Annotated in this window: 23 protein-coding genes; 11 read left to right on the top strand and 12 right to left on the bottom strand. The window is 66.6% G+C overall.

The annotated features are described in order from the left end of the window. The first annotated feature begins 123 nt into the window (after positions 1–123). The gene (locus tag AU187_RS20405) at positions 124–1,602 is read left to right on the top strand and encodes an aldehyde dehydrogenase family protein (protein WP_156425571.1); all 1,479 of its coding nucleotides are present in this window, start codon (positions 124–126) and stop codon (positions 1,600–1,602) included. Here the strand turns inward: AU187_RS20405 and AU187_RS20400 are convergent. From AU187_RS20400 to AU187_RS20390, 3 genes are read right to left on the bottom strand one after another with little or no spacing between them, the layout of a single operon-like run. Continuing rightward, the gene (locus tag AU187_RS20400; protein ID WP_156425561.1) at positions 1,586–2,233 is read right to left on the bottom strand and encodes a TetR family transcriptional regulator; all 648 of its coding nucleotides are present in this window, start codon (positions 2,231–2,233) and stop codon (positions 1,586–1,588) included. The genes AU187_RS20405 and AU187_RS20400 overlap by 17 nt on opposite strands. Further along, the gene (locus tag AU187_RS20395; RefSeq protein WP_059167234.1) at positions 2,230–3,441 is read right to left on the bottom strand and encodes a cytochrome P450; all 1,212 of its coding nucleotides are present in this window, start codon (positions 3,439–3,441) and stop codon (positions 2,230–2,232) included. The genes AU187_RS20400 and AU187_RS20395 overlap by 4 nt, the downstream gene beginning before the upstream one ends. A gap of 58 nt (positions 3,442–3,499) precedes the next feature. Then, a complete protein-coding gene (locus AU187_RS20390) occupies positions 3,500–4,285 on the bottom strand; it encodes a coniferyl-alcohol dehydrogenase (protein WP_059100864.1) in 786 nt (261 codons plus the stop codon). Between the two features lie 169 nt (positions 4,286–4,454). Between AU187_RS20390 and AU187_RS20385 the strand changes: the two genes are divergently transcribed. Further along, entirely contained in the window at positions 4,455–5,894 is a 1,440-nt protein-coding gene (locus AU187_RS20385) for an aldehyde dehydrogenase family protein (protein ID WP_059101125.1), read from the top strand. Here AU187_RS20385 and AU187_RS20380 read toward each other — a convergent pair. The 4 genes from AU187_RS20380 to AU187_RS20365 are packed head-to-tail and all read right to left on the bottom strand — an operon-like array spanning position 5,878 to position 9,845. Then, a complete protein-coding gene (locus AU187_RS20380; protein WP_059100863.1) occupies positions 5,878–7,560 on the bottom strand; it encodes an acyl-CoA synthetase in 1,683 nt (560 codons plus the stop codon). The two genes, AU187_RS20385 and AU187_RS20380, sit on opposite strands and share 17 nt — an antisense overlap. Positions 7,561–7,568: 8 nt before the next feature. Next, the gene (locus AU187_RS20375; RefSeq protein WP_059167233.1) at positions 7,569–8,183 is read right to left on the bottom strand and encodes a PaaI family thioesterase; all 615 of its coding nucleotides are present in this window, start codon (positions 8,181–8,183) and stop codon (positions 7,569–7,571) included. A 7-nt stretch (positions 8,184–8,190) separates the two neighbouring features. Beyond that, entirely contained in the window at positions 8,191–8,802 is a 612-nt protein-coding gene (locus tag AU187_RS20370) for a cysteine hydrolase family protein (RefSeq protein WP_059100861.1), read from the bottom strand. Continuing rightward, positions 8,799–9,845: an aromatic ring-hydroxylating oxygenase subunit alpha gene (locus AU187_RS20365; RefSeq protein ID WP_059100860.1), complete on the bottom strand. Its 1,047-nt coding sequence runs from the start codon at positions 9,843–9,845 to the stop codon at positions 8,799–8,801. The genes AU187_RS20370 and AU187_RS20365 overlap by 4 nt, the downstream gene beginning before the upstream one ends. Positions 9,846–10,049: 204 nt before the next feature. Here AU187_RS20365 and AU187_RS20360 point away from each other — a divergent pair, with 204 nt between their 5' ends. The 6 genes from AU187_RS20360 to AU187_RS20335 all read left to right on the top strand — a co-directional run bounded on the left by AU187_RS20360 (position 10,050) and on the right by AU187_RS20335 (position 16,292). Beyond that, a complete protein-coding gene (locus tag AU187_RS20360) occupies positions 10,050–10,979 on the top strand; it encodes an acyl-ACP desaturase (protein WP_059100859.1) in 930 nt (309 codons plus the stop codon). A 103-nt stretch (positions 10,980–11,082) separates the two neighbouring features. After that, positions 11,083–12,708: a flavin-containing monooxygenase gene (locus tag AU187_RS20355; RefSeq protein WP_059100858.1), complete on the top strand. Its 1,626-nt coding sequence runs from the start codon at positions 11,083–11,085 to the stop codon at positions 12,706–12,708. Next, complete coding sequence (locus AU187_RS20350; RefSeq protein ID WP_059100857.1) at positions 12,705–13,811, top strand: alpha/beta hydrolase; 1,107 nt, start codon at positions 12,705–12,707, stop codon at positions 13,809–13,811. The genes AU187_RS20355 and AU187_RS20350 overlap by 4 nt, the downstream gene beginning before the upstream one ends. Continuing rightward, the gene (locus AU187_RS20345; protein WP_059100856.1) at positions 13,808–14,884 is read left to right on the top strand and encodes a phosphotransferase; all 1,077 of its coding nucleotides are present in this window, start codon (positions 13,808–13,810) and stop codon (positions 14,882–14,884) included. The genes AU187_RS20350 and AU187_RS20345 overlap by 4 nt, the downstream gene beginning before the upstream one ends. Beyond that, positions 14,881–15,255: a nuclear transport factor 2 family protein gene (locus AU187_RS20340; protein WP_059100855.1), complete on the top strand. Its 375-nt coding sequence runs from the start codon at positions 14,881–14,883 to the stop codon at positions 15,253–15,255. Before AU187_RS20345 ends, AU187_RS20340 begins: the two co-directional genes overlap by 4 nt. Continuing rightward, positions 15,219–16,292 carry a TIGR03857 family LLM class F420-dependent oxidoreductase gene (locus AU187_RS20335; RefSeq protein ID WP_502687781.1) on the top strand — a complete coding sequence of 358 codons (1,074 nt, stop codon included), beginning with the start codon at positions 15,219–15,221 and terminating at the stop codon, positions 16,290–16,292. Before AU187_RS20340 ends, AU187_RS20335 begins: the two co-directional genes overlap by 37 nt. A 59-nt stretch (positions 16,293–16,351) precedes the next feature. On the opposite strand, the gene AU187_RS20330 is transcribed toward AU187_RS20335, so the two are convergent. Then, entirely contained in the window at positions 16,352–17,842 is a 1,491-nt protein-coding gene (locus AU187_RS20330; protein WP_059100853.1) for an acyl-CoA carboxylase subunit beta, read from the bottom strand. A gap of 85 nt (positions 17,843–17,927) precedes the next feature. On the opposite strand from AU187_RS20330, the gene AU187_RS20325 reads away from it, so the two are divergent. Next, the gene (locus AU187_RS20325) at positions 17,928–18,956 is read left to right on the top strand and encodes an LLM class F420-dependent oxidoreductase (protein WP_059100852.1); all 1,029 of its coding nucleotides are present in this window, start codon (positions 17,928–17,930) and stop codon (positions 18,954–18,956) included. Positions 18,957–18,993: 37 nt separating this feature from the next. Beyond that, positions 18,994–20,217: a cytochrome P450 gene (locus AU187_RS20320; protein WP_059100851.1), complete on the top strand. Its 1,224-nt coding sequence runs from the start codon at positions 18,994–18,996 to the stop codon at positions 20,215–20,217. A 9-nt stretch (positions 20,218–20,226) separates the two neighbouring features. Here the strand turns inward: AU187_RS20320 and AU187_RS25235 are convergent, their stop codons facing one another. From AU187_RS25235 to AU187_RS20305, 4 genes are all read right to left on the bottom strand, one after another. Further along, on the bottom strand, positions 20,227–20,364 hold the full coding sequence (locus tag AU187_RS25235) for a YbdD/YjiX family protein (RefSeq protein ID WP_502687780.1): 138 nt from the start codon (positions 20,362–20,364) through the stop codon (positions 20,227–20,229). Between the two features lie 11 nt (positions 20,365–20,375). After that, positions 20,376–22,667 (bottom strand): carbon starvation CstA family protein, encoded by a 2,292-nt coding sequence (locus AU187_RS20315; RefSeq protein WP_059167232.1) that lies wholly within the window; start codon positions 22,665–22,667, stop codon positions 20,376–20,378. A gap of 49 nt (positions 22,668–22,716) precedes the next feature. Beyond that, positions 22,717–24,264 (bottom strand): ATP-dependent DNA ligase, encoded by a 1,548-nt coding sequence (locus AU187_RS20310; protein WP_059100849.1) that lies wholly within the window; start codon positions 24,262–24,264, stop codon positions 22,717–22,719. Between the two features lie 119 nt (positions 24,265–24,383). After that, positions 24,384–25,922: a molybdopterin-dependent oxidoreductase gene (locus AU187_RS20305; RefSeq protein ID WP_059100848.1), complete on the bottom strand. Its 1,539-nt coding sequence runs from the start codon at positions 25,920–25,922 to the stop codon at positions 24,384–24,386. Between the two features lie 102 nt (positions 25,923–26,024). On the opposite strand from AU187_RS20305, the gene AU187_RS20300 reads away from it, so the two are divergent. Further along, on the top strand, positions 26,025–26,792 hold the full coding sequence (locus AU187_RS20300; protein WP_059100847.1) for an SDR family NAD(P)-dependent oxidoreductase: 768 nt from the start codon (positions 26,025–26,027) through the stop codon (positions 26,790–26,792). Positions 26,793–26,801: the final 9 nt, after the last annotated feature.

The raw sequence follows: 26,801 nt of genomic DNA, 5'->3' as shown, positions 1-26,801 counted from the left end.
TTAGTCGTCCCGCAATGTCTGATTGTACGAGGTAGCTGGGTGAGCGCCGCGAGGAATGCAGAAGAACGGATCGAGACCAGCATCGACGTCGGCAGGCGGGCAGGCGCGCGCGCCGAATCGCGGATGCTCATCGATGGACAACTGGTCGCGTCGGCGTCCGGGGAACAGTTCGACAACGTGAGCCCGGCCACCGGCCAGCTTCTGGGAGGTACCGCTGCCGCCGACGCCCACGACATGGACCGCGCGATCGCGGCCGCGCGCCGGGCGTTCGACGAGACCGACTGGCGGACCAACCGCCGATTGCGGGCGCGTTGTCTCGATCAGCTGCAGTCCGCGGTCGAAGCCGAGCAGGACGATTTGCGCGAGGAGTTGATCGCCGAGGTCGGCTGTCCCGAGATGACGACCCGGTCGGCACAACTGGATTGGCCCTTGGCGGACGCGCTGCGCTATCCCGCGCGGCTGATGCTCGACTTTCCGTGGGAGCGCACGCTCGACGGCGGAGGCCTGTTCGGTGACCGCAATGTGCGGATCGTCGTCAAGGAACCGGTCGGCGTCGTTGCCGCGATCACACCGTCCAACTTCCCGATCGAGGTGATCCTCAACAAGCTCGGTCCCGCGCTCGCGACCGGAAACACCGTCGTGCTCAAGCCCGATCCGAACACCCCGTGGAACGCGACGCGTCTCGGCCGGCTCATCGCCGAACACACCGACATCCCGCCCGGCGTCGTCAACGTCGTGCCGACGCCGTCCAACGACGTGGCCGCGCTGCTCGGCACCGACGCACGCGTCGACATGATTTCGTTCACCGGCTCCACCGCGGTCGGCAAGCTGCTGATGCGTGCGGGTGCCGACACGATGAAGCGGATGTTTCTGGAACTGGGCGGCAAATCGGTGTCGATCGTGCTCGACGACGCGCCTCCCGCGGCGATCGTCGGGTCGGCGGTCGGGGTGTGCGTGCACGCCGGGCAGGCGTGTGCCGCCACCACGCGCATGCTGGTTCACCGGTCGATGTTCGACAACGCCGTCGCAACCGTCACCGCGGCGTATCAGGCTGTGCCCGTTGGGGACCCGGTCAACCCGGAGACCCTCGTCGGCCCCGTGATCAGCGCGGCGCAGAAGCGACGGGTCCTCGACGCGATCGATCAGGCTCGCGCCGACGGCGCCGAGATCACCACCGGCGGTGGGATCGTCGCGAACCTCCCCGACCACTTGTCCGGCGGGCACTACGTGGCGCCGACGGTGATCGTCGGTGTCGACAACGGCGCGGCGATCGCCCAGCAGGAGGTGTTCGGACCCGTCCTGGTGGTGCTGCCGTTCGACGACGACGACGAAGCGGTCCGCATCGCCAACGACAGCGCCTTCGGCTTGGCGGGCGCCGTGTCCTCACGCTCGCTGGAACGGGGCATGGCGATCGCCCGTCGCATCCGCACCGGTTCGTTCGGGGTCAACGGCGGCATGTTCTACGGCGCCGACGCGCCGTTCGGTGGTTTCAAGAACAGCGGTGTCGGAAGGCAGTGCGGCATCGAGGGTTTCGAGCAGTATCTGGAATCGAAGACCGTGGCCTACCGCGCACCCAGATCGAGCGCTACGCCGTCGCGATGATCGCTTCGGCCTGGTCGAGGATGCTGTCCAGGATGTAGTCGAAGTCGATGTCGTCGGCGAACCCGATGTACCTACCGCCGTCGGCGCGCTGGGACGGGAAGCCCTCGGTCCGCTCCTGCAACCGTTCGAGAACCACCGAGCCCCGGATGTGCACCGAGATCGCGCCGTACGTCTCGACCGCCTGCTCGGCGCTGAGCCCCGCCTCGATCAGCGCCCCGATCGGCTGTTCGAGTTTCTGCAGCGCGCCGTGGATGGCCCGATGGCCGTAATGTCCACGGATCAGCATCAGATCGCAGAGAATCGGGTCGGCGCGGAATCGTCGGCGCATGGCCAGCGCGTGATCACGCAGCGACTCTCGCCAATTCGACGCTGAGATGGTCGGCACCGTGAACTCGAACCGCTGCAACGCCCGATCCGTCATCGCGTCGAGCAGATCATCCTTGCGGCGGAAGTACCAGTAGATGCTGGTGACCCCGACCCCCAGGTGCTTGGCCAGTTGCGGCATGCTCAGATTGTCGATCGACACCTCTGCGGCGACTTCCAGTGCGCCGTTGAGGATCTCGTCGGCGCTGATCGACCCGCGGTCGCGACGTGCGCGGGTTTCTCCCGCTCCCGTTGCGGGCACCGTCAGCCGACCGGGTCGAATGTCACAGGCAGCGCCGTGGGTGACCGGAAGGGTTGGCCCCAGATGTGGGGGTTGTCATTGGTGACGAGGGTGATGTTGGTCAGGCGGTCCAGCAGGCACTCGACCGCCACCCTGGTCTCCATGCGGGCCAGATGCAGCCCCATGCAGGTGTGCTCGCCCGCGGCAAAGGAGATGTGCGGTACACGTTTGCGGAAGATGTCGAATTCTTCGGAGCGCTCCCAGCGCTTTTCGTCCCGGTTCGCCGAGCCGATACACACGTCGATCACCGATCCCTCGGGGATCTCAACACCCTCCAGTTCCGTCTTCGCGGTCGCGTACCGCTGCACCGTCGTGAGCGGTGTCTCGTAGCGCAGCCCCTCCTCGATGGCAGCCGGAATCAGGTCGCGGTCGGCCTGTACGGCCCGAAACTGCTCGGGATGGGTCAGCAACAGGTACAGCAGGTTGCCCGACGAGCGGAAGGTGGTCTCCAGTCCGGCGGGCAACAGCAGTCGCAAGAACGAATAGATCGCCTCGTCGCTGAGCTTCTCGCCGTCGATCTCGGCGGAGACCAGATCACCGATGATGTCTTCGGTCGGCTTGGATCGACGCCGCTCGATCTGTTCCAGGAAATAGTCTTTGAGCGCAGCGGACGCCTCGAAAGCCCGCTTGTACTTGATGGTGTAGCTGATCAGTTCGACGGCACGCTTGCGGAACCACGGCAGGTCCTCCTCGGGCAAGCCCAACAGCTTCGAGATGACCCGGGTGGGGAACTCCAAGGTGAAATCGCGCACCAGATCCGCCCGGCCACTGTCGACGAACTCGTCGATCAGTGCGGTCACGACGGGGCGGACGATCAGCGGTTCCCACTGCGCCAGCGATCTCGACTTGAACGCCGCGGAGACGAGGTTGCGGTGCTCCCAGTGCTTCTTGCCTTCCATCGCCAGGATCGTCGGACCGATGAACAGGCCGATGGTGCTGTCGTAGATCTGGGAATTGAACACCTTGCCATCGCGGAACACCCGGTTGACCGCATCGAACGAGACTGCCGCGTAGAGATGTTCGGGCCGCATGGATTCCGGTGTCTTGGACCAGTCCATGACGCTGCCGCGAAAGACCCCACTGGTGTCGCTGCGCCGCTGTGCGAACAGGGGATAGGGGTCACGGAGGAGGTCGGCCACTTCGTCGGGGGCGACGTCCTGAACGGGGCTTCCCACCGGTCACTCCAGGGGCTCGGATAGTTCCTGCGAGAGGTACTGTAATGATTACAGTAGACTATAACAGCTGGACCGGCATACCGGCGGTCATCGCGTTGACGAATCCGGCGTCGACCTGTAGGTCCTGGCCGGTGATCCAGCGCGCCGCCGCGGAGCCTAGGAACGAGATCACCGGCACGATGTCATCGACCGACGCGTGGCGACCGACGGTGGCCCGGCACATGTCCAGAACTTCCTTGCCCATCGTCTGTTCGAAGTCGGTGAGGATCGGCGTCTCCACCGGCCCGGGGCTCACGGTGTTCACACGTACGCCGTACTTCGCCCATGCCGGGCCCGCAAGTCGCTTGGCGTAGAGGATCACCGCCTGTTTCGACGTGCTGTACACCGGATAGTCCGGATCCTGTTGCGATTGCCAGCGCTCGACGGCGTCGGCGTCGGCGAGTTCGAGCAGCCCGGAGAGCGTCTCGGTGCGCTGCTCCCACCCGAGCGCAGCGGTGGAGGCCACGGCCACGATCGAGCCGCCCTCGCGCAGCAGGGGAAGCATGCCTTCGGCCATCAACCGCATACCGAGGTAGTTGACCTTGAGCACGTCGGCGGCCGGTGCGGTGCCGGGCACACCCGCGACGTGCGCCAGCATGTCCCATCCTGGCCCGATGCCGGCGAGCAGGTCGCGGATGCTGTCGCCGTCACGCAGATCGCAACGCGCGTACTCGGTTGCCGCGGTTCGCTGCTCGCGCATGTCGACCGCCAGGACGTGATCGCCACGCTCGTGGAAATGAGCGGCGACGCCCGCCCCGATGCCGGATGCCGCGCCCACCACGAGGATCTTGCGTTTGCCGCTCATCTCACCGTTTCCTTCGCCGTCGCGCGTCGCCGGCGTATCATCGAATGGCTGACTGTAAGGACGACAGTAAACAATTCCGGTCTTTCAGACAATCACTCCCACAATTGGTGGTGCGATGAGCGAGAGCACAATTCAGACCAGCGGCGCGGTGACCCTCGAGCATGAGGTCATGCACGCGAACCTCGAGCGGCAGCGGCGCGAATTCCTCGCCGACGGCGCGCCGAGCGTCGCGGTACGGCGCGACCGTATCGACCGGTTGGTTTCTCTGGTGCTGGACAACGCCGACGAATTCGTCGACACCATGGCCGCCGACTACGGCACCCGGCCGAGAACCGGAACGATGTTCACCGAGATACTCGGGATGATGTCCGTCATCGAACACACCAGAACGCATGTGCCGCAGTGGATGCGGTCGACAAGGTTGATGCGTGCCGCGCGGCTGTTCGGTCTGCGGGCCGAGGTGAACCCCTCGCCGCTGGGGGTCGTCGGGATCATCGGTCCCTGGAACTTCCCGCTCAACCTCGTGGTGCTTCCGGCCGTCGCCGCTTTCGCCGCGGGCAACCGCGTGATGATCAAGATGTCGGAGATCACGCCGGACACAGCCGCTCTGATGAAGTCGTTGGCACCGAGGTACTTCGACGTCGCCGAGCTCGACGTGGTGACCGGCGGACCCGAGGTCGCGGCGGCGTTCTCGGCGCTGCCGTTTGACCACTTGTTCTTCACCGGCTCGCCGTCCGTCGGCGCGCAGGTGCAGCGGGCGGCAGCCGAGAACCTGGTGCCCGTGACGCTGGAGCTCGGGGGCAAGAACCCCGTCGTGGTCTCCCGCGAGGCGGACCTGAACCGGGCGGCCGCGCGCATCGCACGCTCGCGAATGATCAACGGGGGACAGGTCTGCGTCTGTCCGGACTATGTCTTCGTGCCCGACGATGGGGTGGACGCGTTCGTGGACACGGCGAAACGCACACTGCGCGAGATGTTTCCGACAATCGTAGGCAACGACGACTACTGTTCGTCGGTGAACCATGCGAACTACGACAGGGTGGTCGGGCTCATCGACGACGCGCGCGCCAAGGGAGCGCGGATCGAGACCGTCGCCCCGGCCGGTGAGATCCTGCCGGACCACGACACCCGAAAGATCGCTCCTACCATCGTGCGTGACGTCGATGACCGAATGGCGATCGCGCGCGACGAGATCTTCGGGCCCGTGCTGGTGGTGCAGTCCTACCGCGATCTCAATGAGGCGATCGACTACATCAACCGGCGGCCCTCACCGCTGGTCGCCTACTGGTACGGCCCGGACGACGTCGATTTCCGCCGCTTCGTGGGCAGCACCCGCAGCGGCGGCGTGGCGCGCAACGACTTCGCCGCGCAGATGATTCCGTCGGCGGCCCCGTTCGGCGGCGTTGGGCGCAGCGGGATGGGCGCCTACCACGGCAAGGCCGGATTCGACGCGTTCAGCCATTACCGCACGGTGGTCGGCACGGATCTGCCATTCACCATCACCGGACGTGCGGCTCCGCCGTTCACACCGTCGATGCGCGCGACCACAGCGCTGGGTCTGCGCTTGGCGCGCAACCGAACCCGGCGTCGGCTCAGGCGTCGCCGCTGATCGCCTGCTCGCGGGCCCACCGGTAGTCGGCCTTGCCCGCGGGGCTGCGCTCGATCGCCGGCCGGAACACCACGGCTTTCGGGAGCTTGTACCGAGCGATCGACGTCGCAGCGTGGTCGATGAGTTCCTGCGGTTCGGCGCTGGCACCCTCGGCCAAGGCGACGATGGCGACAACTTCCTGGCCCCAACGCTCGCTGGGCCGGCCGGACACCACCACGTCGGCGACGGCCGGATGCGATGCGACCGCCATCTCGACCTCCTCGACGAAGATCTTCTCGCCGCCGGAGTTGATGGTCACCGAGTCGCGGCCGAGCAGTTCGACGGACCCGTCGGCGAGATGGCGGGCACGGTCGCCGGGCACCGAGTAGCGCACACCGTCGATCACCGGGAACGTCTTGGCCGTCTTGGCCGCGTCGCCCTTGTAACCCAGTGGCACATAACCTCGTTGCGCCAGCCAGCCCATCCCCTCGTGGCCCGGTTGCAGCAGCTTGCTGAGATCCTCGGAGGCGACGTAGGTGTCGGGTCCGGCGTTGAACTTGCCGGTTGCCACTGCGCCAGAGGCGGACATGTGCGTCATCTGCGCGCCGGTCTCCGAAGAGCCGACCCCGTCGACGACGATCAATCCCGGTTTGACGTCGATGAGGCGCTGTTTGGCGGTCGGTGTCAACAGCGCGCCACCGTTGGCCACCACGGCCAGCGACGACAGGTCGGCGTCGGTGCGTTCGATCGCGTCGGCGAGCGGTCGCGCCATCGCATCACCGACGACCGTCACGGCCATCACCTTCTCGCGTTCGATGGTGGCCACCACTTCGTCGGCATCGAACCGCTCGGTGACAGTGGAGAACACGACCGACTGGCCTGTCGTCATCGCCGTCATCACCGCCCACTGCGCGGCGCCGTGCATCAGCGGCGGCAGGATCATCAAGCGCGACTCCGGCGCCTCGATGACCCGTTTGGTGATGTCGTCGTAGGAGTGAGCGAGTTCGCCGGTGTAGAGGCTACGGCCGCCGAACGAGGTCATGAAGATGTCGTGCTGACGCCAGAGCACACCCTTCGGCATGCCGGTCGTGCCCCCGGTGTAGAGCACATAGAGATCGTCGGGCGAGGGCTCCAATGGCGGCAGCACCGCAGCGCCCGATCCGACGATCGACTCGTAATCGACTGCGCCGTCGAGCAGATCATTACCCGACTCGTCGGCGATCTGGATCAGGACCCGCAAGTGGGGCAGATCCGGCAGCACCTCGGCGACGCGCGGCGCGAACGCGGCGTGGTAGAGCAGCGCGGTGGCGCCGGAATCGGCGAGCAGGTACTGCAGTTCGTTCTTGACGTAGCGGTAGTTGACGTTGAACGGCGCGGCCCGGGCCCGCCAGGCGCCGAGCATCGCCTCGACGTACTCCGGTCCGTTGTAGGCGTAGATGCCCAGCAGGTCCTGGCCCACCTCGTGGCCGGCCAACTCAGAGCGCTCGACATGGCACCCAAGGCCGCGGCTGTGCAGGAAGGCCGCCAGCCGGTTGGCGCGTTCGACGACCTGCGCGTAGGTATAGCGACGTTTTCCCTGAATGAGGAACGCGCGGTCGCCGATCGCGGCGGCGACGGTGTCGGCGGCTGCTGGAACGGTGAACTCGGTGGTGCCGGACGGCGTGGGCGTGGTGAGCGGATCGGACATCGTGCCTCTCAGGGCTGGTGTGGTAGCAACTTGATCATCAGACCGTTGGCCTCGGATAGTACGTTGCCGTCCAGGTCGGTCATCGCCGCCCTCACGAACAGTTTTCGCCCGTCCACCGAGTCGGTCCAGGCCCGCGACTCCAACGGCACATCGATGGGCGTCACGCGGCGGTAGTCCACATGCAGGTATGCGGTGCGGCTGTCGGGGCGGCCGGCGGCCGAAACCACCATGCCGAAATGCCAGTCGTAGAACAGCGGGACCACCCCGCCGTGCACGGCCTCGTTGCCGCCGACGTGAAATCGGCTGAACTGTCCGCGCATGGTGACCTCGTCGGACCCGGACGCCACCATCTGCCAGGGCGGCATCAGAGGGTGCCCGTTGCCGGGCAGGTTCGGCGCCCGGCCCGCGGGCGCCACTCCGGCGGGTGCCTTGTGTGGCTCCAGTTGCTCGCAGACGTTCTCCAGGAGTTCGGCGGTGCGATCCCATAGCGCGGCATCGGGATTGGTTGAGACCGTGATGTCCTGGAGCCGTCGCATGGCCGCGAGGAAGCGGCCCATCTCCCCGGTCCCCAGAGTCGGCTGCACCCGGGCGAATTCGCGGATGTCGTCCTCGGTGTCGGTCACTCGTCTATTACTTCCACGCTTCGATCAGCTCGTCGGTGGTGGTGATCGTCGCCAGAAGCGACAACGTGTTGTCGATGATCGCGTCGGCGTAAGCGGTGGGGATTCCTGCCACCGCGTCGCGCGGTACGACAACGTGGTACGCGGCGTTGACGGCGTCCATCACCAGGTTGGTGATCGCGACGTTGACCGAGACCCCGACGGCGACGATCGTCGTCACCCCGAGATTGCGCAGCACCGCGTCCAGGTCCGTCCCGCCCATCGGGCCGATCCCGTGCGACCGGCGCAGCACGACGTCGGAGGTTTCGGGCCCCAGTTCCGGCAGCAGTTCGGCGCCGGGGGTGCCGGGGGCGATCGCGACGGCGCCGCCGAACGAGAAGATCTTCGCGTTGTGGTTGGCTCCCTTCCCGTCGGGACGGCGCTGAACAAGGCAGTGCACCACAGTCACACCCGCGCTGCGGGCCGCCGGCAACAGCCGCTCGATGTTGGGAATGGCCTCGCGACGGGCCTCGTCGGCCAGGGCTTTGAGCCCGGCGTCGGGGCCGACGACCGCGCCCTGGCACTCCTGGGTGACGATCGCGGTGTGGCCGGGGGCCGCGATGTCGGCGAGGTCGGGTCTCATACCGTCGCGGGCACCTCGCCGGGCGGGGTGGCGGGAATTTCACCGGGTGGGGTGGCGGGAATTTCGTAGAACTGGGTCGCCCACTTGCGCATGGCCATATACGGCTTCGCGTCGACCTTGGACAACGCGGGACGTTCGATGTACTCCTGATACCGCCAAATGTTGAGGTCGTCCCACACCGTGCCCATGAACTGCCGCTCCACCTGCTCGCGCACATGGTCCGGCGGCACATCGGAGGCGTCGCCGGGCACCCGGGGCCACCAGATCGAATAGAACATGTCCGAGTAGCCGTCCTCGACCGGTGTGCAGGCGAAGATCAGGCGGTGGTTCGACGATCCTTCGAACGCACTGATCGCGAAGCCGAGCCCGGAGAAGTGGCTGTGGATGTACAGCGCCATCTTCGCGGGGTCATCGCTGCGGGTGTCAGGCCACCCCGTCAGGAAGCGCCATTCCTCGTCGACCGCTTCCCAATTGAGGCACACGGGGGTGACCGTGGCGCCGTGGACGTAGTGGAAGTGGGCGCTGTCGGGACCGTTCTCCGCGACGATCTGCGGGTGCACCGGCTCGCGTTCGGCACGACTCGAAAACTCCGGGTACGGGCGGTAATACGCGTCGGGGTCGGTCGGAAACTGCGGGAACTTGTGAAACAGGTCGGGCATCTCCCACTGCGGTTCCTTGCCGTCCGGTTGATGCCAGGCGAACACGCAGCCGTACTGCTCGACGACCGGGTAGACCCGCAGGCGCAGCGCCTTGTTCGGCTTTTCGGGCTGATACGGGATGTAGCGGTTGGTCCCGTCGGGTCCCCAGCGCCAACCGTGGAACGGGCACTCGACGCAGTCGCCGACGACCTTGCCGCCGTGGCCGATGTGCGCGCCGAGATGGCGGCAATGCGCCGACAGCAGATGCAGCTCGCCGGCGTCGTCGCGGTAGGCGACGAGGTCGTCGCCGAAGTACCGCAGCGGCTTGACCTCGTTGCGCTCGAACTCTGCCGACCAGCCGATCATGAACCAGCCGGTGACCTTCCAGGTGAACGGGACTTTCACGTCGCCTCCTCTGCCTGCCTCGATACGGAAAATCTTACAGTAGCCGTTTCAGCATCGGTGCGCGGAAGGTCATGTATGAGCGTTCGCCCCAATGAGGCCGTATTGCATTCCTTTGCGGGCAATCTGCGATACGCCTCTTGAATCGCGGGAACCTACGCTAGCGTAGGTTCCACATCCGCAGGTGTTGGGAACGGGAGAGTCTCGATGACGACAACCCAAGAGGCGCTGCTCATCGAATTGGAGCCGGTGGTAGAGGCGAATCTGCACCGCCACCTCGCGATGGCGAAATCCTGGAATCCACACGACTACGTGCCATGGAGCCGCGGCCGAGACTTCGCGTTGCTCGGCGGGCAGGACTGGGTACCGCAGGATTCGCCCCTCGACGAGGTCTCGAAGGCCGCCATGGTCGTGAACCTGTTGACCGAGGACAACCTCCCCTCCTACCACCGCGAGATCTCCATGCGGTTCGGGCTCGACGGGCCCTGGGGCCAGTGGGTCGGTCAGTGGACCGCCGAAGAGGCCCGGCACAGCATCGCGATCCGCGACTATCTCATCGTCACCCGCGGCGTCGACCCTGTCGCGCTCGAGCGTGGTCGCATGGTGCACACGGCCGCCGGGTACGACTCTGGCGACAAGTCGATGCTGGAGGCGCTGGCCTACGTGTCCTTTCAGGAGCTGGCGACGCGGATCAGCCACCGCAACACCGGACGGGCCTCTGGATGTCCCGTCGCCGAACAACTTCTGAGCCGGGTCGCGACCGACGAAAACCTGCACATGGTCTTCTACCGGAACCTGGTCGACGCGGCGCTCGACCTCGCGCCGAATGAAACCATGCTGGCGATCGCTCACGAAGTCGTCAACTTCCAGATGCCGGGAGGCACGATGCCCGGTTTCGCGGAGAACGCCGTGACGATCGCCAAGGCGGGCATCTACGACCTGCGTTCGCATCTCGACGATGTGTTACGTCCAGTGTTGCGGTTCTGGAAGGTGTTCGAGCGCGACGACCTGGACGGCCGGGGCGCGCAGGCGCGCGACGAACTGGCGGCCTTTCTCGACCTCGTCGATGCCCGTGCCACGCAATACGAGCAGCGCCGCCAGGAACGGCTGGCGGCCGCAGGAGCGTCGTCCAGCTGACGGTCGGCCTCCTTCGTCTCGCTTCGTCGAAACGCGCCCACGGACTGGTCGAGATACTGTAATGATTACAGTATCTCTGACGCCGCGAACGTGAGGTGACTCCGTGAGTGTTTCCAGTCCGGCCCGCTTCGACGCGATCGTCGTCGGCGCAGGCTTCTCGGGTCTCTACGCACTGCACAGACTGCGGGAACAGGGGCTGCGGGCCGTCGTTCTCGAGAAGGCCGAGAACGTCGGGGGCACTTGGCTGTTCAATCGGTACCCGGGAGCTCGTTGCGACATCGAGAGCATCGAGTATTCCTACAGCTTCTCCGACGAGATCCAGCAGGAGTGGGTGTGGACCGAGACCATGCCCGCTCAACCGGAAATCGAGGCGTACCTGAATTTCGTCGCCGACCGCCTCGATCTGCGGCGCGACATCCGCTTCGGCTCCGAGGTCGCCGCGATGAGCTTCGACGAAGCCGCCGCAGAGTGGCGGGTGCGGACAGCGTCGGGGGAGTCGTTCGTCGCGCCCTTCGTCGTCGCGGCTGCCGGCATCCTGTCGGTGCCCCTGGAACCGGACATCGCCGGCATGGACACGTTCGAAGGGCTGTCGCTGTTCACCAGTCGGTGGCCGACGGAGCGCGTCGATCTCACCGGCAAGCGGGTCGGCGTGATCGGCACCGGCTCCACAGGTGTCCAGCTGATCCCGGTCGTCGCGCAGGAGGCGGGTCACCTCACCGTGTTCCAGCGCTCGCCCGCCTACACGCTGCCGTGGCGAATGCGCGCGTTCTACGACGGCGAACTCGACGAACTGAAGGCGAATTACGCCGGAATCCGTGCGGCGCAGCGCGAGCATGCCGTGGGGGCGGCCCGGCTCAGCGCGTTCTCGGTGATGTTCGAGATGCTGGCCAAACCTCCGCTGAAGACGGCGACACGCGAAGAGCAGGTACGCGCCGTCGAGGAGGGCGGTGTCATCGGTGCGCTGAGCTGGGGTGACGTGTTCTTCGACATCGAGGCCAACCAGATGGCCGCCAAGCTGTACGGCGAGGCCGTGGCGCGCATCGTCGAGAACCCCGAGACGGCGGCGTCGCTGACGCCGACGCATCCGTTCGGGTGTAAGCGTCCGATCATCGACCAGGGTTACTACCAGACGTTCAACCGCGACAATGTGACGCTGGTGGACCTGCGCAAGGGGCCGATCGTCGAGGTGACGCCGAGGGGCATCCGCACCGAGCAGGGCAGCCACGAGCTGGATGTGATCGTCTACGCCACCGGTTTCGACGCGATGACCGGGGCGCTCACCCGCATCGCCACCACCGGCCGCGACGGCACGTCGCTCGGTGATTTCTGGACCTCCGAGGGGCCCTACACCTATCTCGGGATCGCGGTGGCCGGTTTCCCGAACCTGTTCATCGTGCAGGCGCCCGGAAGCCCGGCGCCTGCAAGCAATTTCGTCACCGCGCTCGAACAGCACGTGGAGTGGATCGGCGATTGCATCGCGTACCTACGGGCCAACGGGTACCGCGCCATCGAGGCGCTGCCGGACGCGCAGCGAGACTGGGTCGAACACACCACCGCCCTCGTGGCGCCGACGGTGCTCGCCCATCCGACATGCAACTCCTGGTACAACGGCGGCAACGTGCCGGGTAAGAAGCGGATGTACATGGGTTACACCGCAGGCATTCCGGAGTACCGGCGGCGCTGCGACGAGATCGCCGAGGCCGGCTACACCGGGTTCAAGCTTTCATGAGAGCGGCTGAGCGCGCCTACCGCGTCGGCCGCGACTTCGCCGGCGTGGTGCCGCGTGCCCATGCCGCGCTGCGGGAAGACGGCTGGAAACCGGTCTCTGTGAGCGGTGTTCGACAACTGGGTGAGGTCGTGCTCGACGAGTTGGCGTTGACCGGTATGACGCTGGCCGCGCCACCGCCGAGGCTGGAGCGCTCGATCGACTCTTGTGTGACCGCAGCGCAGCAGCTTTCGCGCTCATCGGCGGCTGTACACGCCGAACCGGATCCGTTGCAGCCGAAGATGATCCGGCGACGCCGATTCGGCCGGGACCGGTACGAGCAGCTGGTCTTCGTACATGATCCGCACCTGCCGGAACCGCTGGCCGAATTCGGCGGCCCGGCGACCGCGGTGGTGCACCTGTGCCGACACGGTGACGAGACGCGACCGTGGCTGGTGTGGGTGCACGGCGCCGGCCAGGGCAGACCGATGGATCTCGTGTTCTCCCGGGCCCGACGGCTTCAGGACCGGCTCGGGTACAACATCGCGCTGCCGGTCCAGCCCGGCTGCGGGGTCCGGCGTCGGCGGTGGCCGACCTATCCGAACATGGACCCACTGAACAACCTGGCGGGCGTGATCAGGGCTGTCTCCGAGGTGCGGGCGGTGGTCCGCTGGCTGCGACCGCAGGCCAGTACCCTTGCGGTGTCGGGTGTTTCGATGGGCAGCCCGGTGGCGGGCCTGGTCGCCCATCTCGAGGAGGTGGACGCCGTCGCCGTGTACACCCCGATCTTCGGGCTCAACGCGATGATCGCCGCGCACCTGGGCAGGTGGGGACCGTCGGTGCACGACACCATCGACTTGCTGTGTTCAGAACCCGTCGAGCAGATGATGTCGCTCGTCGACTATCACCCGCTCGAACCTTCACCACCGCCCGAACGGCGGCTGATCGTCGGGGCGTGGCACGACCAGATGGCCCGACGCGAACCCGCCGAGCGGCTGCACGAACGCTGGGGCGGTGAGCTCTACTGGCATCGCGGCAGCCACGTGGGGCACCTGTTCGCCGGAGGGGTGCAGGCCGCTTCCGAGCGGTTCCTCGCGACGGTCAGCCCGCAGCGGAGCGCTACATGACAGCGAGCATGGCCGCGGTACCAGCCGGCATCGACGACGTGGGCGCCGCCTGGTTGACCGAGGCGCTTCGCAACGACGCCGGCATGGGCACTGCGATCGTGAGAGCGGTTCGCGCCGAGCAGATTGCGATGGACAGCGGGTTCTCGTCGTTGCTTTACCGGCTGCACCTGACCGGCAGCGAGGTGCCGCCCACCCTGATCGCCAAGCTGCCCGCGGTGTCGGAGGCGCGCGGCGCGATGGAGCTGCTCGGCGGTTACCGGCGCGAGCTGGCCTTCTACCGCGACATCGCCGGACGCACCCCGATGCAGACGCCGCGTGTGTACACGGCACGGGTGGCCGACAACAGCGTCGACTTCGTGCTCCTGCTCGAAGACCTCGAGGGCTGGGACAACGCCGACCATCTGACGGGCCTGTCGATGGAACGTGCCCGCACCTGCATCGGCAAACTGGCCGGCCTGCACGCATGGACATGCCGAGGGCTCAATGCGACTGCGATACGCCAATTTCCGAGCATCGATACGCCGATCGCGCGAGACCTGCTGTTGCCGGCCTTCGGACCCGGTTGGGAGGTTTACCGCGCACACACCGAGAAAGCGGTGCCGGCGGCGGTGGCCGCATTCGCCGAGCGCTTCGCCGAACGCGCGGTCGAGGCGCTGCCCGTGCTCACCGAACGCGACATGCTCTTGCACGGCGACATCCGCGCCGACAACCTGTTCTTCGCGGGCGAGCAGATGAAGGTGGTGGACTTCCAGTTCGCCGCCCGTGGTGCGGGCGCTGCCGATGTGGCCTACCTCGTGACTCAGGGGTTGCCGACCGCGGTCAGGGCGGGCCACGACAAGGCACTCCTGCGTGAGTACCTCGACCACGTCGCGGCGCACGGTGTCACCGATTACGGAATCGACGAGGCGTGGCGGCAATACCGCTACGCCGCCGTCTACCTGATGGTCCTGCCGGTGATCACGCTCAACGGGTGGGCGACGATGCCCGACCGGTCCCGGCGGTTGTGCCTGACGCTCACCGACAGGGCGGTCGCGGCCATCGACGCGATCGACGCCCTGGAGGTGTTCGGGTGACCCGGTCTGCCCGCGAGGTGGTGGAGTTGTACAACCTGGTGGTATGGAATCGGCGCGATTTCGCGCTCGCCGAGGAGTTGTTGGGCGACACCGTGATCCGCCACGAGGTAGGCGAAGCGCACACCCTCACCCACGACCAGGCGGTGCGGCGGGTCATCGACATGTGGGATGTCTCCGAACGCATCCGGTTCGACCTGAACCTGGTGGTGGCCGGCGATGACGGCGAGCACGTCGCGATCGTCTACCAGTCGCCGATGAAGCTCAAGGACGGAACGGAGACCACGATCGGCAGCATGGAGATCTTCAGGGTGGTCGACGGCAGGATCGTCGAAGTGTGGAACTGCGGCTACAAACAAGGAGTCTGGGCGTGACGGATCGGGTGCTCGACGAACTGGGCTACTACCTGCTGGCCGGCGCCGGGGGTGAAGGCCCGGCGTCGCTGATGGACGAGGCGCGCCGCGGCGAAGAGCTCGGGTTCGGTACGGCCTTCATCTCCGAGCGGTGGAACGTCAAGGAGGCGTCGTCGCTGGTCGGCGCGGCGTGCGCGGTCACCACGCGGGTGCAGATCGCCACGGCGGCAACGAATCACAACACCCGCCACCCGTTGATCACCGGATCGTGGGCGACCACGATGCACCGGCTCTCCGGGGGCCGGTTCACCCTCGGCATCGGCCGGGGGGTGGCGGCGATGTACGGGGCGTTCGGCATCCCGTCGGTGACCACGGCGCAGATGGAGGATTTCGCCCACGTCATGCGCAGGCTGTGGAACGGCGAGGTGATCTTCAACCACGACGGCCCGATCGGCAAGTATCAGGTGCTCTTCCTCGACCCCGATTTCAAGGAGGACATCCGGTTGGCGATCGTCGCGTTCGGCCCGCAGACGCTCGCCCTGGGCGGGCGGGCATTCGACGATGTCATTCTGCACACCTACTTCACCCCCGAGACGCTGCAGCGCGCCGTCAAGACCGTCAAGGACGCCGCCGAACAGGCCGGCCGCGACCCGGCCAGTGTGCGGGTGTGGTCCTGTTTCGCCACGGTCGGCGACCACCTGCCCGAAGAGCTGCGCCTGAAGAAGACGGTGGCCCGGCTGGCCACCTATCTACAGGGTTACGGCGATCTGCTGATCAACACCAACGGCTGGGATCCTGCTGTGCTGCAGCGCTTCCGGGACGACAAGGTGGTGCAGTCCATCCCCGGCGGTATCGACCACAAGGCGAATGCCGAACAGATCGAGCACATCGCCACGCTGATTCCCGACGAATGGCTCGAACCCGCGGCCACCGGTTCGCCGCAGCAGTGCGTGAACCGCATTCGCAAGGAATTCGACTACGGCGCCGACGCGCTCATCATGCACGGCGCCACCCCCGACGAGCTCGAGCCGATCGTCGCCGCCTACCGCGCTTCGTGAGTGATTTCGGTGTCGGCAGGTGCGGTGAGCGCAACCAACGACACCGAAATCGCAAATGGCTACGGCGTGATCACCGTGCGGGACACCGGCTCGGCGGCGGCCTGGCGGCTGTAGACCGCCCGCTGCAGCGCCGACAACAACGCATTCCGGGTCTCCTCGGGATGGATCAGCTCGTCGAAGCCGAGGTGGCCGGCCGATCGGAACGATGCCTCGACCTCCATCCGCCGTAGGCGTGCCTCGACATCCTCGGCGGCGTGGGACGCCTTGCTGAGCGCGGCCGCGCTCATCGCGCCCATCGTCGCTCCCGGGTAGGCGAACGTCGCGCTCTGGTTGTCAAACCCCAACAGCGACATCACCATTGAGCCGAAACCATAGGCTTTCCGCAACGTGACATGCAGCTTGATCGTCGTCGCGGCGGTCTGCGCGGCGAACATCCGGGCGCCGCTGCGCAACACCCCGCTCTTCTCGGACCGGCTGCCGGGCAGCATGCCGGGATTGTCGGCCAGAAACACGATCGGCAGATGGAACGAGTCGGCAACCGCGATGAAGTGGGCGGCCTTGTCGGCGGCATCGGCATCGATCGAACCGGCAAGGACCTGGGGCTGGTTCGCCACCACCGCGACGGGGTGGCCGCCGAGATGGGCCAGCGCGCAGATGATGGCAGCGCCGAACTTCGGCTGAACCTCGAACCAGTCGGGGCGGTCGAAGACCACGTCGAGCACCCGTCGCATGTCGTACACGCGCCGGTTGCCGCGGGGCACGATGTCGAGCAGTTCCGACGTCGTCCGCGGCTCGGCATCGTCGGAAAGCGATTCCGGATACGACCACGCACTGGACGGGAAGTAGGACAGATAGCGGCGGATGTCGTCGAGCACGGCTTCGTCGTCGTCGGCGAGGTTGTGGATGACGCCGCTGGCGAGCGCCACGGCGGGCCCGCCCAGGTCTTCCTTCGAGATCTCCTCGCCCGTCGACTCTTTCACCACCGGCGGCCCCGCCGTGAAGATTGCGCCCTGACTGCTCATCACCGTCCAGTCGCAGACGGGGGCGACGAGTGCGCCGTGGCCCGCCGACGGCCCGAACAGGCCCGCGACCATCGGCACCTTGCCCGAGCACTGCGCCTGCGCGAGCAGGTCGGTCGGTGTGCGGCCGTAGTGCTCACCGCTGGGCCGAAAACCCGCGCCCTCGAGCAGCATCACCAGCGGAACTCTGTCCCGCAACGCCAACTCCGCCAACCGATAACGCTTGGCGTTCCCGCCTGGACCGATGCTGCCCGCCAGCGTCGTGAAGTCCTCGGCGCCGACCATCACCGGCCTGCCGTCGACGAATCCCGAGCCGGCGACGATGCCGTCGGCGGCGATGTCACCGCCGACCAGCGTGCCGAACTCGCGGAACGTGCCCTTGTCCAAGAGATGCTCGATGCGCGCGCGGGCGTCGAGCTTGCCTTTGCCGTGGTGCTTTTCCAGTCGCTCGGTGCCACCCATGCCGTGGGCATGACGGCGTCGACGGGACAACTCGTCGAGCGTGTGCTCCCAGCCTTCTGCCTCGGCCATCACAACTCCTGTCTCCGCACGGCGATCGTTGCACTCAGATGTCCGCGTTGACCATACTGAATCGCTTACTGTAGCGTCTACGACCATGCTTAGCGGCGCCGCCCTCAAGGTCGACGGGGCGGTTTCCAGCCAGCTCGCCAACATCGCAAGAGCGGCGAGCACACTGCAGCGACGCGGCTACGACGGTTGCTGGACGGCCGAGGTCAACCACGACCCGTTTCTGCCGCTGACCCTCGCGGCCGAGCACACCGAAACCCTCGAACTGGGAACCAGCATCGCGGTCGCGTTCGCACGTAATCCGATGACAATCGCCAACATCGGCTGGGATCTGCAGGACTACTCGCGCGGCCGGCTCATCGTGGGTCTCGGTTCCCAGATCAAGCCGCACATCGAGAAGCGGTTCAGCATGCCGTGGAGTCACCCGGTGCGCCGCATGCGCGAGTTCGTTGTCGCGATGCAAGAGATCTGGGCGTGCTGGCGAGATGGCACCCGCCTCGAGTTCGAGGGCGACTTCTACACGCACAAGCTGATGACGCCGATGTTCACGCCCGAACCACACGACTACGGTGTGCCCAAGGTGTTCCTCGCCGCGGTCGGTGAGGCGATGACGGAGTTGGCCGGCGAGGTGGCCGACGGGATTCTGGCGCACGCATTCACGACCAAGCGCTACTTCGCCGAGGTGACCACGCCGGCGCTGCAGCGCGGAATGGCCCGATCGGGCCGCCAACGCAGCGACTTTCAGGTGTCCTGTCCGATCTTCGTCGTCACCGGAGAGCGGGAACGCGACCTCACCGCCGCCGCCGTCGCCACCCGAAAACAGATCGCGTTCTACGGGTCGACGCCGGCCTATCGCAAGGTCCTCGAGCTGCACGGCTGGGGCGATCTGCATACCGAACTGCACCGGTTGAGCCTGGCGGGGCAGTGGGATGCGATGGGCACGCTGATCGACGACGAGATCCTCGAAGCGTTCGCAGTCGTCGCGCCGATCGACAAGCTGGCGGCGCAGATTCGGGACCGCTGCGACGGGTTGATCGACCGGGTAATGATCGGATTTCCCTCGTCGGTTGCTGAAGAGAGCGTCTCCCAGGTGCTGAAGGAGTTACGCGGCATATGACAGTTCTGGCGAGGAGTTGCTTGTGAGCACACCGATGATGGACGAGGCGGCCAAGGTCTTCGCCACCCCGCGGGCCTACACCGACGAGGCGAAACTGCATGCGTCGCTGGCGCATCTGCGCGCGAACGCCCCCGTGTCATGGGTCGATGTGCCGAACTACCGCCCGTTCTGGGCGATCACCAAGCACGCGGACATCATGGACATCGAGCGGGCGAACACACTGTTCACCAACTACCCGCGACCGGTGCTGGTCACCGAGGAGGGTGACGAACAGCAGGCGGCGATCGGCGTGCGCACCCTGATCCACATGGACGACCCGCAGCACCGCGTCGTGCGGGCGATCGGCGCAGACTGGTTCCGGCCGAAGGCCATGCGTGCGTTGAAGGTTCGCGTCGACGAACTCGCCAAAGTGTACGTCGACAAGATGATGACGATCGGGTCCGAGTGCGACTTCGTCCAACAGGTCGCCGTCAATTTCCCGCTCTACGTCATCATGTCGTTGCTCGGCATCCCGGAGTCGGACTTCCCACTGATGCTCAAGCTCACTCAGGAGTTGTTCGGCAGCGACGACGACGAATTCAAGCGTAGTACCGACCCGTCCGAGCAGATGTCGGCGTTGCTGGAGATGTTCGAGTACTTCACCGCGCTGACCGCCTCACGCCGCGAGAACCCGACCGATGATTTGGCATCGGCGATCGCCAACGCGACCATCGACGGTGAGCCGCTGTCGGACATCGACACGATCTCGTACTACGCGATCATCGCCGCGGCAGGACATGACACGACGAGCGCGACCATCTCCGGAGGGATGCTGGCGCTCATCGAGAATGCCGACCAGCGTCAGCGGCTGTGCGCCGATCTTGGACTGATGCCACTGGCGACCGAAGAGATGATCCGCTGGGTCACACCGGTGAAGGCCTTTATGCGCACCGCCGCTGAGGACACCACCATCCGTGGTGTATCGATCGCGGCGGGGGAATCGGTTCTGTTGTCCTACGTCTCGGGTAATCGCGACGAGGACATCTTCGACGACCCCTTCCGCTTCGACGTCGGGCGCGACCCGAACAAACACATCGCGTTCGGATACGGCGTGCACTTCTGCCTGGGGGCCGCATTGGCCCGCATGGAGGTGAACAGTTTCTTCACCGAGTTGCTGCCGCGCCTGAAAGCGGTCGAGTTGGCCGGCGAACCGCAGTTCGTCGCAACGACTTTCGTGGGCGGACTCAAGCATCTGCCGATCCGCTATTCGCTGTCACCGTAGCGGTCGTCGCTAGCAGCAGCGCGCGCTCGGATTGGTGTCGGCGGCGGCGTGGCGCATCCGCCAGTAATCCCGTTCGGAGAGCACCGGTTCACCCGGATGGGTGCGCATCCGGTGCTCGACATAGCGACGATAGTGGGTGTCGCCCATCAGGTCGCCTATCAATGTGCCCCAGTGCCAACCGATCTTGCGTGCGACTTCGACAACGCGTCCCATTGCTTCTGCACCTCCTTCTCGGGTTTGGTCATGACAAGACCCCTGGGTCCGAACAGCCGCGAGGGCACCGGTTCGTCTTCGGTCGACGGCAGGGCGGTGCCGCGAACCGCCCGGAACACCGTGACGACCCCGGCGAGGAACACGATCAGAACCAGCAGCGCGAACACTATCGACAGCGTGCCCTGGATGAAGGTGTTGCGGATGACCGCGTCGAGCTGGTCGGCGTCCTTCGCCGCGCCGAACGCCGTCTCACCCGCATCCCTGGCGTTGCGATACTGGAAGTGCTGCGTCCAGTAGCCGACCTTGGGATCGCCCGAGAAGATCTTCTGCCAGGACGCGGTCATCGTCACCGTCAGGTCCCACAGCAACGGGATGCCCGGCACCCAGGCCCATTTCAGCAGGCCCTTCTTCACGATGACCACGGTCACGACCGTCAGCGCGATCGCCGCCAGCAGCTGGTTGGCGATGCCGAACAGTGGGAACAGCGTGTTGATGCCCCCGAGCGGATCGGTGACGCCCATCAACAGGATGCTGCCCCACGCCGCCACCACGATCAGGCTGCAGATCCACGCGCCCACACGCCAACTCGGATCCTTGAGCTTTCGCAGCGGGCCGCCCAGGTTGCTCAGGCCGTCGGAGAGCATGAACCGGGCGACCCGGGTGCCCGCGTCGACCGTGGTGAGGATGAACAGCGCTTCGAACATGATCGCGAAGTGATACCAGAACGCTTTGAGCGCGTCACCGCCGAAGACCTTGCTCAGCACTTCGGACATGCCGAACGCCAGCGTCGGTGCGCCACCGGTGCGGGAAACGATCGACTCTTCGCCGACGCTTTCGGCGGCTCTGGTGATGTCGTCGGCACTGATCGGCGGACTGTCGATCGGCAGGCCGTTGACATAGGCGGCTGCGGTCTCCGCCGTGGCCCCCGTCGACGCCGCAGGCGCGTTGATTGCGAAGTACAGGTGCTGGTTGAGGATGGCCGCGGTGATCAGCGCCATGATCGCGACGAACGACTCGGTCAGCATGCCGCCGTAGCCGATCAGCCGCATCTGTCCTTCCTTCTCCAACAGCTTGGGCGTGGTGCCGGACGAGATCAGCGCGTGAAAGCCCGACAGTGCACCGCAGGCAATTGTGATGAACAGGAAGGGGAACAGTGATCCTGCGAACACCGGGCCGGTGCCCTGGCCGGCGAACGCCGAAACCGCCGGTGCCTCCATGGCCGGTCGGGCCAGCAGAATGCCCACCGCCAGCAGGGCGATGGTGCCGACCTTCATGAACGTCGACAGGTAGTCGCGGGGGGCCAGCAGCAACCATACGGGCAGGACCGAGGCGGCGAAGCCGTAGACGATGATGGCCCACGACAGGCTCACCTTCGACAGGGTGAACCAGTCGGTGCCCCATGATGTTTCGGCGACCCACCCGCCGGCGACGACTGCGAGCAGCAGCAGGCCGACACCGATCAGCGACACTTCCGATACCCGGCCGGGGCGAAAGAACCTCAGGTACAACCCCATGAAGATCGCGATCGGGATCGTCATCGCGATCGAGAAGACACCCCACGGACTTTCGGCGAGGGCTCCGACGACCACCAACGCCAGCACCGCCAGCAGGATCACCATGATGACGAGCACACCGACGATCGCGGCCACCCCGCCGATGGCCCCGAGTTCGTCGCGGGCCATCTGCCCGAGTGAACGGCCGCGCCGCCGGGTGGAGATCGACAACACGAGATAGTCCTGCACGCAGCCGGCCAGGACGGCACCGATGATGATCCAGATGGTGCCGGGAAGGTAGCCCATCTGCATGGCGAGGACGGGGCCGACGAGCGGACCGGCGCCGGCGATCGCGGCGAAGTGGTGGCCGAACAACACCCGGCGATCGGTCGGCATGTAATCCGTGCCGTTCTCGAATAACTCGGCGGGCGTGGCGTTGTCGTCGCGCGGACGCACGATTTTCATCTCGATGAGCCGGGCGTAGAACCGGAATCCGATGACGTAGGTGCAGATCGCGGCGATCACGAACCAGACCGCGTTGACCGTCTCGCCGCGGAAGAACGCGATCACCGCCCAGGCGAGCGCGCCGAGCACGGCGATGATCCCGAAGACGATCCGGTGTCTGGCGGTGATCGGCGACCGGTCGATGATCGCCACCGGGGGCAGATCCTTGTCGGTGCGGACGTAGGTGACGTCGCCGTCGGTTTCCTCTGTGCGCTGCGATGCAGCGGTTGGGGATGCCATGTGGCGATCTTTTCATCGGCCGCATCGGCCACGTGTAAAAACGGTCGCTTTAGCTTCCGCGCTGGTAGAAGGCGCGCACCGTGTCGATGGTGTCGGCTTCTGCGGGGCTCTTGTCGTCGCGGTAGCGCAGTACCCGGGCGAATCGCAGAGCCATTCCGCCGGGGTAGCGCGAGGAGCCCTGAACGCCGTCGAACGCGATCTCGACCACCTGCTGGGGTCGCACCTTCACGACGTAGCCGTCGGTCGGCCCGTCGGCCAACTCGAGGAACCGCGCGGTCTGCCACTCGAGCATCGCGTCGGTCATGCCCTTGAAAGTCTTTCCGAGCATGACGAATTCGCCCGTGCGGGGATCCCTGGCGCCGAGGTGGATGTTGGACAGCTTGCCGGTGCGACGGCCTGATCCCCACTCGACCGCCAGGACGACCAGATCGAGGGTGTGCACGGGTTTGACCTTGAGCCATCCGGCGCCGCGGCGCCCCGCCTCGTAGGGCGCGCTGAGCGACTTCGCCATCACACCTTCGTGGCCCGCCGCCAGCGTGACCTCCAGGAACTCCCGCGCTTTCGCGGGGTCGTCGGAGACCAGGCGGTCGACCCGGTTGACCTTCGGGACAAGCGCGTCCAGCACCTCGATACGCTCTCGGGTCGGCTTGTCCAGCAGATCGACGCCGTCGACGTGCAGCAGGTCGAAGATGAACACCGACAACGGTTGCGCCGTCGCGGCGGCGGCGATGTCGACGGAGCGACCGAAGCGCGACGCCGTGACCTGGAAGCGGTGCGGACGTCCGTCGGCTCGCAATGCGATCGCCTCGGCGTCGGCTATCAAGGTTGTGATGGGCAGGGCCAATGCCGCGTCGACGACCTCCGGCAAACGGGCGGTCACGTCGTCGAGGCTGCGGGTGTAGATCGACACGGCGTCACCGGATCGGTGCACCTGTACTCGGGCGCCGTCCAGCTTGGCCTCGAAAACGGCTGTGCCGCCGAGACGTTCGAGAGCCTCGGCGACGCCCGCGGCGGTCTGCGCCAGCATCGGGCCGACGGGGCGCCCGACCGTGAGCGTGAACTGTTCGAGCGCCGCCTCGCCCTCGGTCAGGGCAGCGGCCGCGACGGCGGGCAGGTCGCCACCGAGCATGGCGGCACGGCGCACCGCAGCGGCGGGCACCCCGGCGGCCTTGGCGACCGCGTCGGCCATCACGCCGACGAGCGCGCCCTGGCGCAGTTCGCCGCCGAGCAGCCTGCGCAGAAACGTCTGCTCGACGCCGGTTGCGGCGCCGAACAGCCCGGCGAGCAACTCGGCGCGCCGCGCCTGCGAGCCCTTGCCCGCGACCAGTCCGATCTCGGTGAACCGCGCGTGGACCTCCGGCACCGTCAGCGATGGGGCCGTCGCCGGTTCCGGCATCGAGCGAAGCGCGGCCCAACCGACGCCGATCTGGCGTTGCGGCAACTCACCCGACAGCCATGACACGACGACCGCCACCTGATCGGCGTCGCCCTCGTCGCCGACCCGGCGCAGCAGATCGGCGATCGTGGCGGTCTTGGCCAGCCGCGACGATGAGGCGCCGACTTCCGTGGACGCGGTCGCGACGTCGAGCAACTGCACGGGTTCAGCCTGTCACGGGTCTCTGAAGATGCGCGAGTGACCGCATTTGTACCGGCAATCGCGGCGTGTCGGTGTGCAGACACGGTCACTCGCGGTGGGTGGGGTCAGGCGGCAATGCGTTAGGTGACCGTGAACTCGACGCTGTGCCAGCCGGTGGCGCCGTCGGGCACCGGGTCGGCGACGTCGGCGGTCTGCACCGCACCGGTGTTGTCGGTGGCCCGCACGGTGATCGTGTGGCGCCCCGGCCGGGTGGCCTGCCATGGAAAGCTCCACAACCGCCACGTTTCGTCGGAATAGGCGGCGCCGAGATCGGTCTGCTGCCAGTCGCCTTGGCTTTCGGGGCCGTCGATGCGCACCTCGACGTTGCGCACCCCGCGGTTCTGCGCCCACGCCACGCCGCCGAACGTCACCGCACCGCGCGGCACGTCCTGGCCGCTGCGCGGCACGTCGATCCGCGACGACGTCTTGATCGGCCCGCGCGCCGACCAACCCAGCCGCGTCCAGTACGCCTCGGCCCGGTCGAATCGGGTCACTTCCAAGTCGACGACCCATTTGGTCGCCGAGACGTACCCGTACAACCCGGGCACCACCAACCGGGCGGGGTAGCCGTGATTGGTCGGCAGCGGTTCACCGTTCATGCCGACCGCCAACATCGCGCCGCGGTCGTCGGTGAGCGCATCGACCGGAGTCCCCGCGGTGAACCCGTCGATCGACATCGACAGCACCATGTCCGCGTCCGGGTGGATTCCCGCTTCGGCCAACAGGTCCCGCGTTCGGTAGCCCGTCCAGGTGGCGGTACCGATGAGGTTGCCGCCGACCGGGTTCGACACACACGTCAGCGTCACCAGCTCCTCCACCACGTCGAACCGCTCGAGATCGCCGAAGCGCAGGGTGATCTCGCGGTCCACCATGCCGTGGATCCGCAACTGCCAGTTCTCCCGGCTCAATTGCGGGACACGCAGCGCCGTGTCGATCCGGTAGAAGTCGGCGTTGCTGGTGATGAACGTCGGCAGCGCAACACCTTTCGGCTGTACCGTCGGTGGGACGGGCGGCGCGGCGACGTCGACCGGCGGCAGTGCGAAGGCGTTGCGATCGCCCGAGACGGAGGTCGTCAGGCGGGAAAGCACGACGCCGCCGACACCGGTCAGCGCCCCGACGCCGAGAAAACCCAGTGTCACCAACGACAGTCGTCGGCCGGGATCGGGACCGTCGTCCGTGGGTTGGGGAGCGTCGGTGAACCGGCCCGAGACGAGCAGCCGCAGCACCGCGACGCCGCACGCGGTGCCCACCACCGTCGGCACCACGTCGAACAGGTTCGCCCCAGCGCGCGACAGCACGGCCGCGCAACCGAGGACACCGGCCGCGACGATCGCAATGCTGCCGATGGGAACGCGTCTGGTCTCGAGAGCGGCCGTGGCCGCGGCGACGACGGCGATCACCGCCAGAACGAGCATCGAGAGCACGAGTTTGTCGGCCATCCCGAAGGTCTGGATCGCCCATTCCTTGACCGGCCCGGGCGTCCGGTCGATGACCGACGAACCGACAGCGGTGCGGGCGTCGGCCTCCGGTCCGACGAAAGCGGCGAGAAGCTGGGTGACTCCAAGCGCGACGGCGGCCGCTGCGATGCCGCCCATCGCCTTGGTGCTGCGCGCCGTCATGCCGCCAAAGTACTCACGTTGGCGACCCAAAGGCCTTACCAAAAGATGACGTCGGCTAGGTTGCTTTACGATTCGAGCATTTTTTGGAAAGGGGAGACCCAGGTGGAAATCCAGGGCAAGAAGGCCATCATCGTCGGCGGTGCGTCGGGTTTCGGCAAGGCCACGGCGGAGTTGCTGGCACAGCGCGGTGCGGACGTCGCGGTGCTGGACCGCCCGCAGTCGAAGGGCAAGGAGGTCGCCGACGCGATCGGCGGCTCGTTCTTCGAGGTGGACGTCACCGACTTCGACGGCACCGAGAAAGTGCTGCAGCAGGCCATTGACGGGCTGGGCGCCCTGCACATCATCGTGACGACGGCCGGTGGCGGCGCCGCGGAGCGCACCGTCAAGAAGGACGGCCCGCACAGCCTGGAGACCTTCCGCAAGTGCGTGGATCTGAACCTCATTGGCACCTTCAACATCAGCAGGCTGGCGGGCTGGCAGATGAGCCAGCAGGACCTGGTCGACGATGAGCAGGAGGAGCGGGGCGTCATCATCAACACCGCCTCGATCGCCGCGTTCGAGGGCCAGATCGGGCAGGTCGCCTACACCGCATCCAAGGCGGCGATCGCCGGGATGTGCCTGACGATGGCCCGCGACATGGGCAGCCTGGGCATCCGGGCGCTGGCCATCGCGCCGAGCCTGTTCGCCACCGGCCTGACCGAGGGCATCCCCGACGAGTTCGCCAAGGCGCTGACCAAGGATGCGGCGTTCCCGAAGCGGCTCGGCAAGCCCGAGGAGTACGCCAAGCTGGTCGCGGCGATCGTCGAGAACCCGATGCTCAACGGCCAGTGCCTGCGGCTGGATGCGGGCCAGCGCTTCGCCCCCAAGTAACTGGTGACT

Origin of the sequence: Mycobacterium sp. IS-1556 (assembly GCF_001499985.1) — a bacterium.
Taxonomy (GTDB): domain Bacteria; phylum Actinomycetota; class Actinomycetes; order Mycobacteriales; family Mycobacteriaceae; genus Mycobacterium.
This window is presented reverse-complemented; position numbering and strand designations above follow the sequence as displayed.

Coding starts and splice junctions, on each gene's coding strand:
- AU187_RS20405 (WP_156425571.1), top strand. CDS start 124: ATGCTCATCGATGGACAACTGGTCGCGTCGGCGTCCGGGGAACAGTTC.
- AU187_RS20390 (WP_059100864.1), bottom strand. CDS start 4,285: ATGAGCGGCAAACGCAAGATCCTCGTGGTGGGCGCGGCATCCGGCATC.
- AU187_RS20385 (WP_059101125.1), top strand. CDS start 4,455: ATGCACGCGAACCTCGAGCGGCAGCGGCGCGAATTCCTCGCCGACGGC.
- AU187_RS20380 (WP_059100863.1), bottom strand. CDS start 7,560: ATGTCCGATCCGCTCACCACGCCCACGCCGTCCGGCACCACCGAGTTC.
- AU187_RS20370 (WP_059100861.1), bottom strand. CDS start 8,802: ATGAGACCCGACCTCGCCGACATCGCGGCCCCCGGCCACACCGCGATC.
- AU187_RS20360 (WP_059100859.1), top strand. CDS start 10,050: ATGACGACAACCCAAGAGGCGCTGCTCATCGAATTGGAGCCGGTGGTA.
- AU187_RS20350 (WP_059100857.1), top strand. CDS start 12,705: ATGAGAGCGGCTGAGCGCGCCTACCGCGTCGGCCGCGACTTCGCCGGC.
- AU187_RS20345 (WP_059100856.1), top strand. CDS start 13,808: ATGACAGCGAGCATGGCCGCGGTACCAGCCGGCATCGACGACGTGGGC.
- AU187_RS20330 (WP_059100853.1), bottom strand. CDS start 17,842: ATGGCCGAGGCAGAAGGCTGGGAGCACACGCTCGACGAGTTGTCCCGT.
- AU187_RS20325 (WP_059100852.1), top strand. CDS start 17,928: ATGCTTAGCGGCGCCGCCCTCAAGGTCGACGGGGCGGTTTCCAGCCAG.
- AU187_RS20320 (WP_059100851.1), top strand. CDS start 18,994: ATGGACGAGGCGGCCAAGGTCTTCGCCACCCCGCGGGCCTACACCGAC.
- AU187_RS25235 (WP_502687780.1), bottom strand. CDS start 20,364: ATGGGCGACACCCACTATCGTCGCTATGTCGAGCACCGGATGCGCACC.
- AU187_RS20315 (WP_059167232.1), bottom strand. CDS start 22,667: ATGGCATCCCCAACCGCTGCATCGCAGCGCACAGAGGAAACCGACGGC.
- AU187_RS20305 (WP_059100848.1), bottom strand. CDS start 25,922: ATGACGGCGCGCAGCACCAAGGCGATGGGCGGCATCGCAGCGGCCGCC.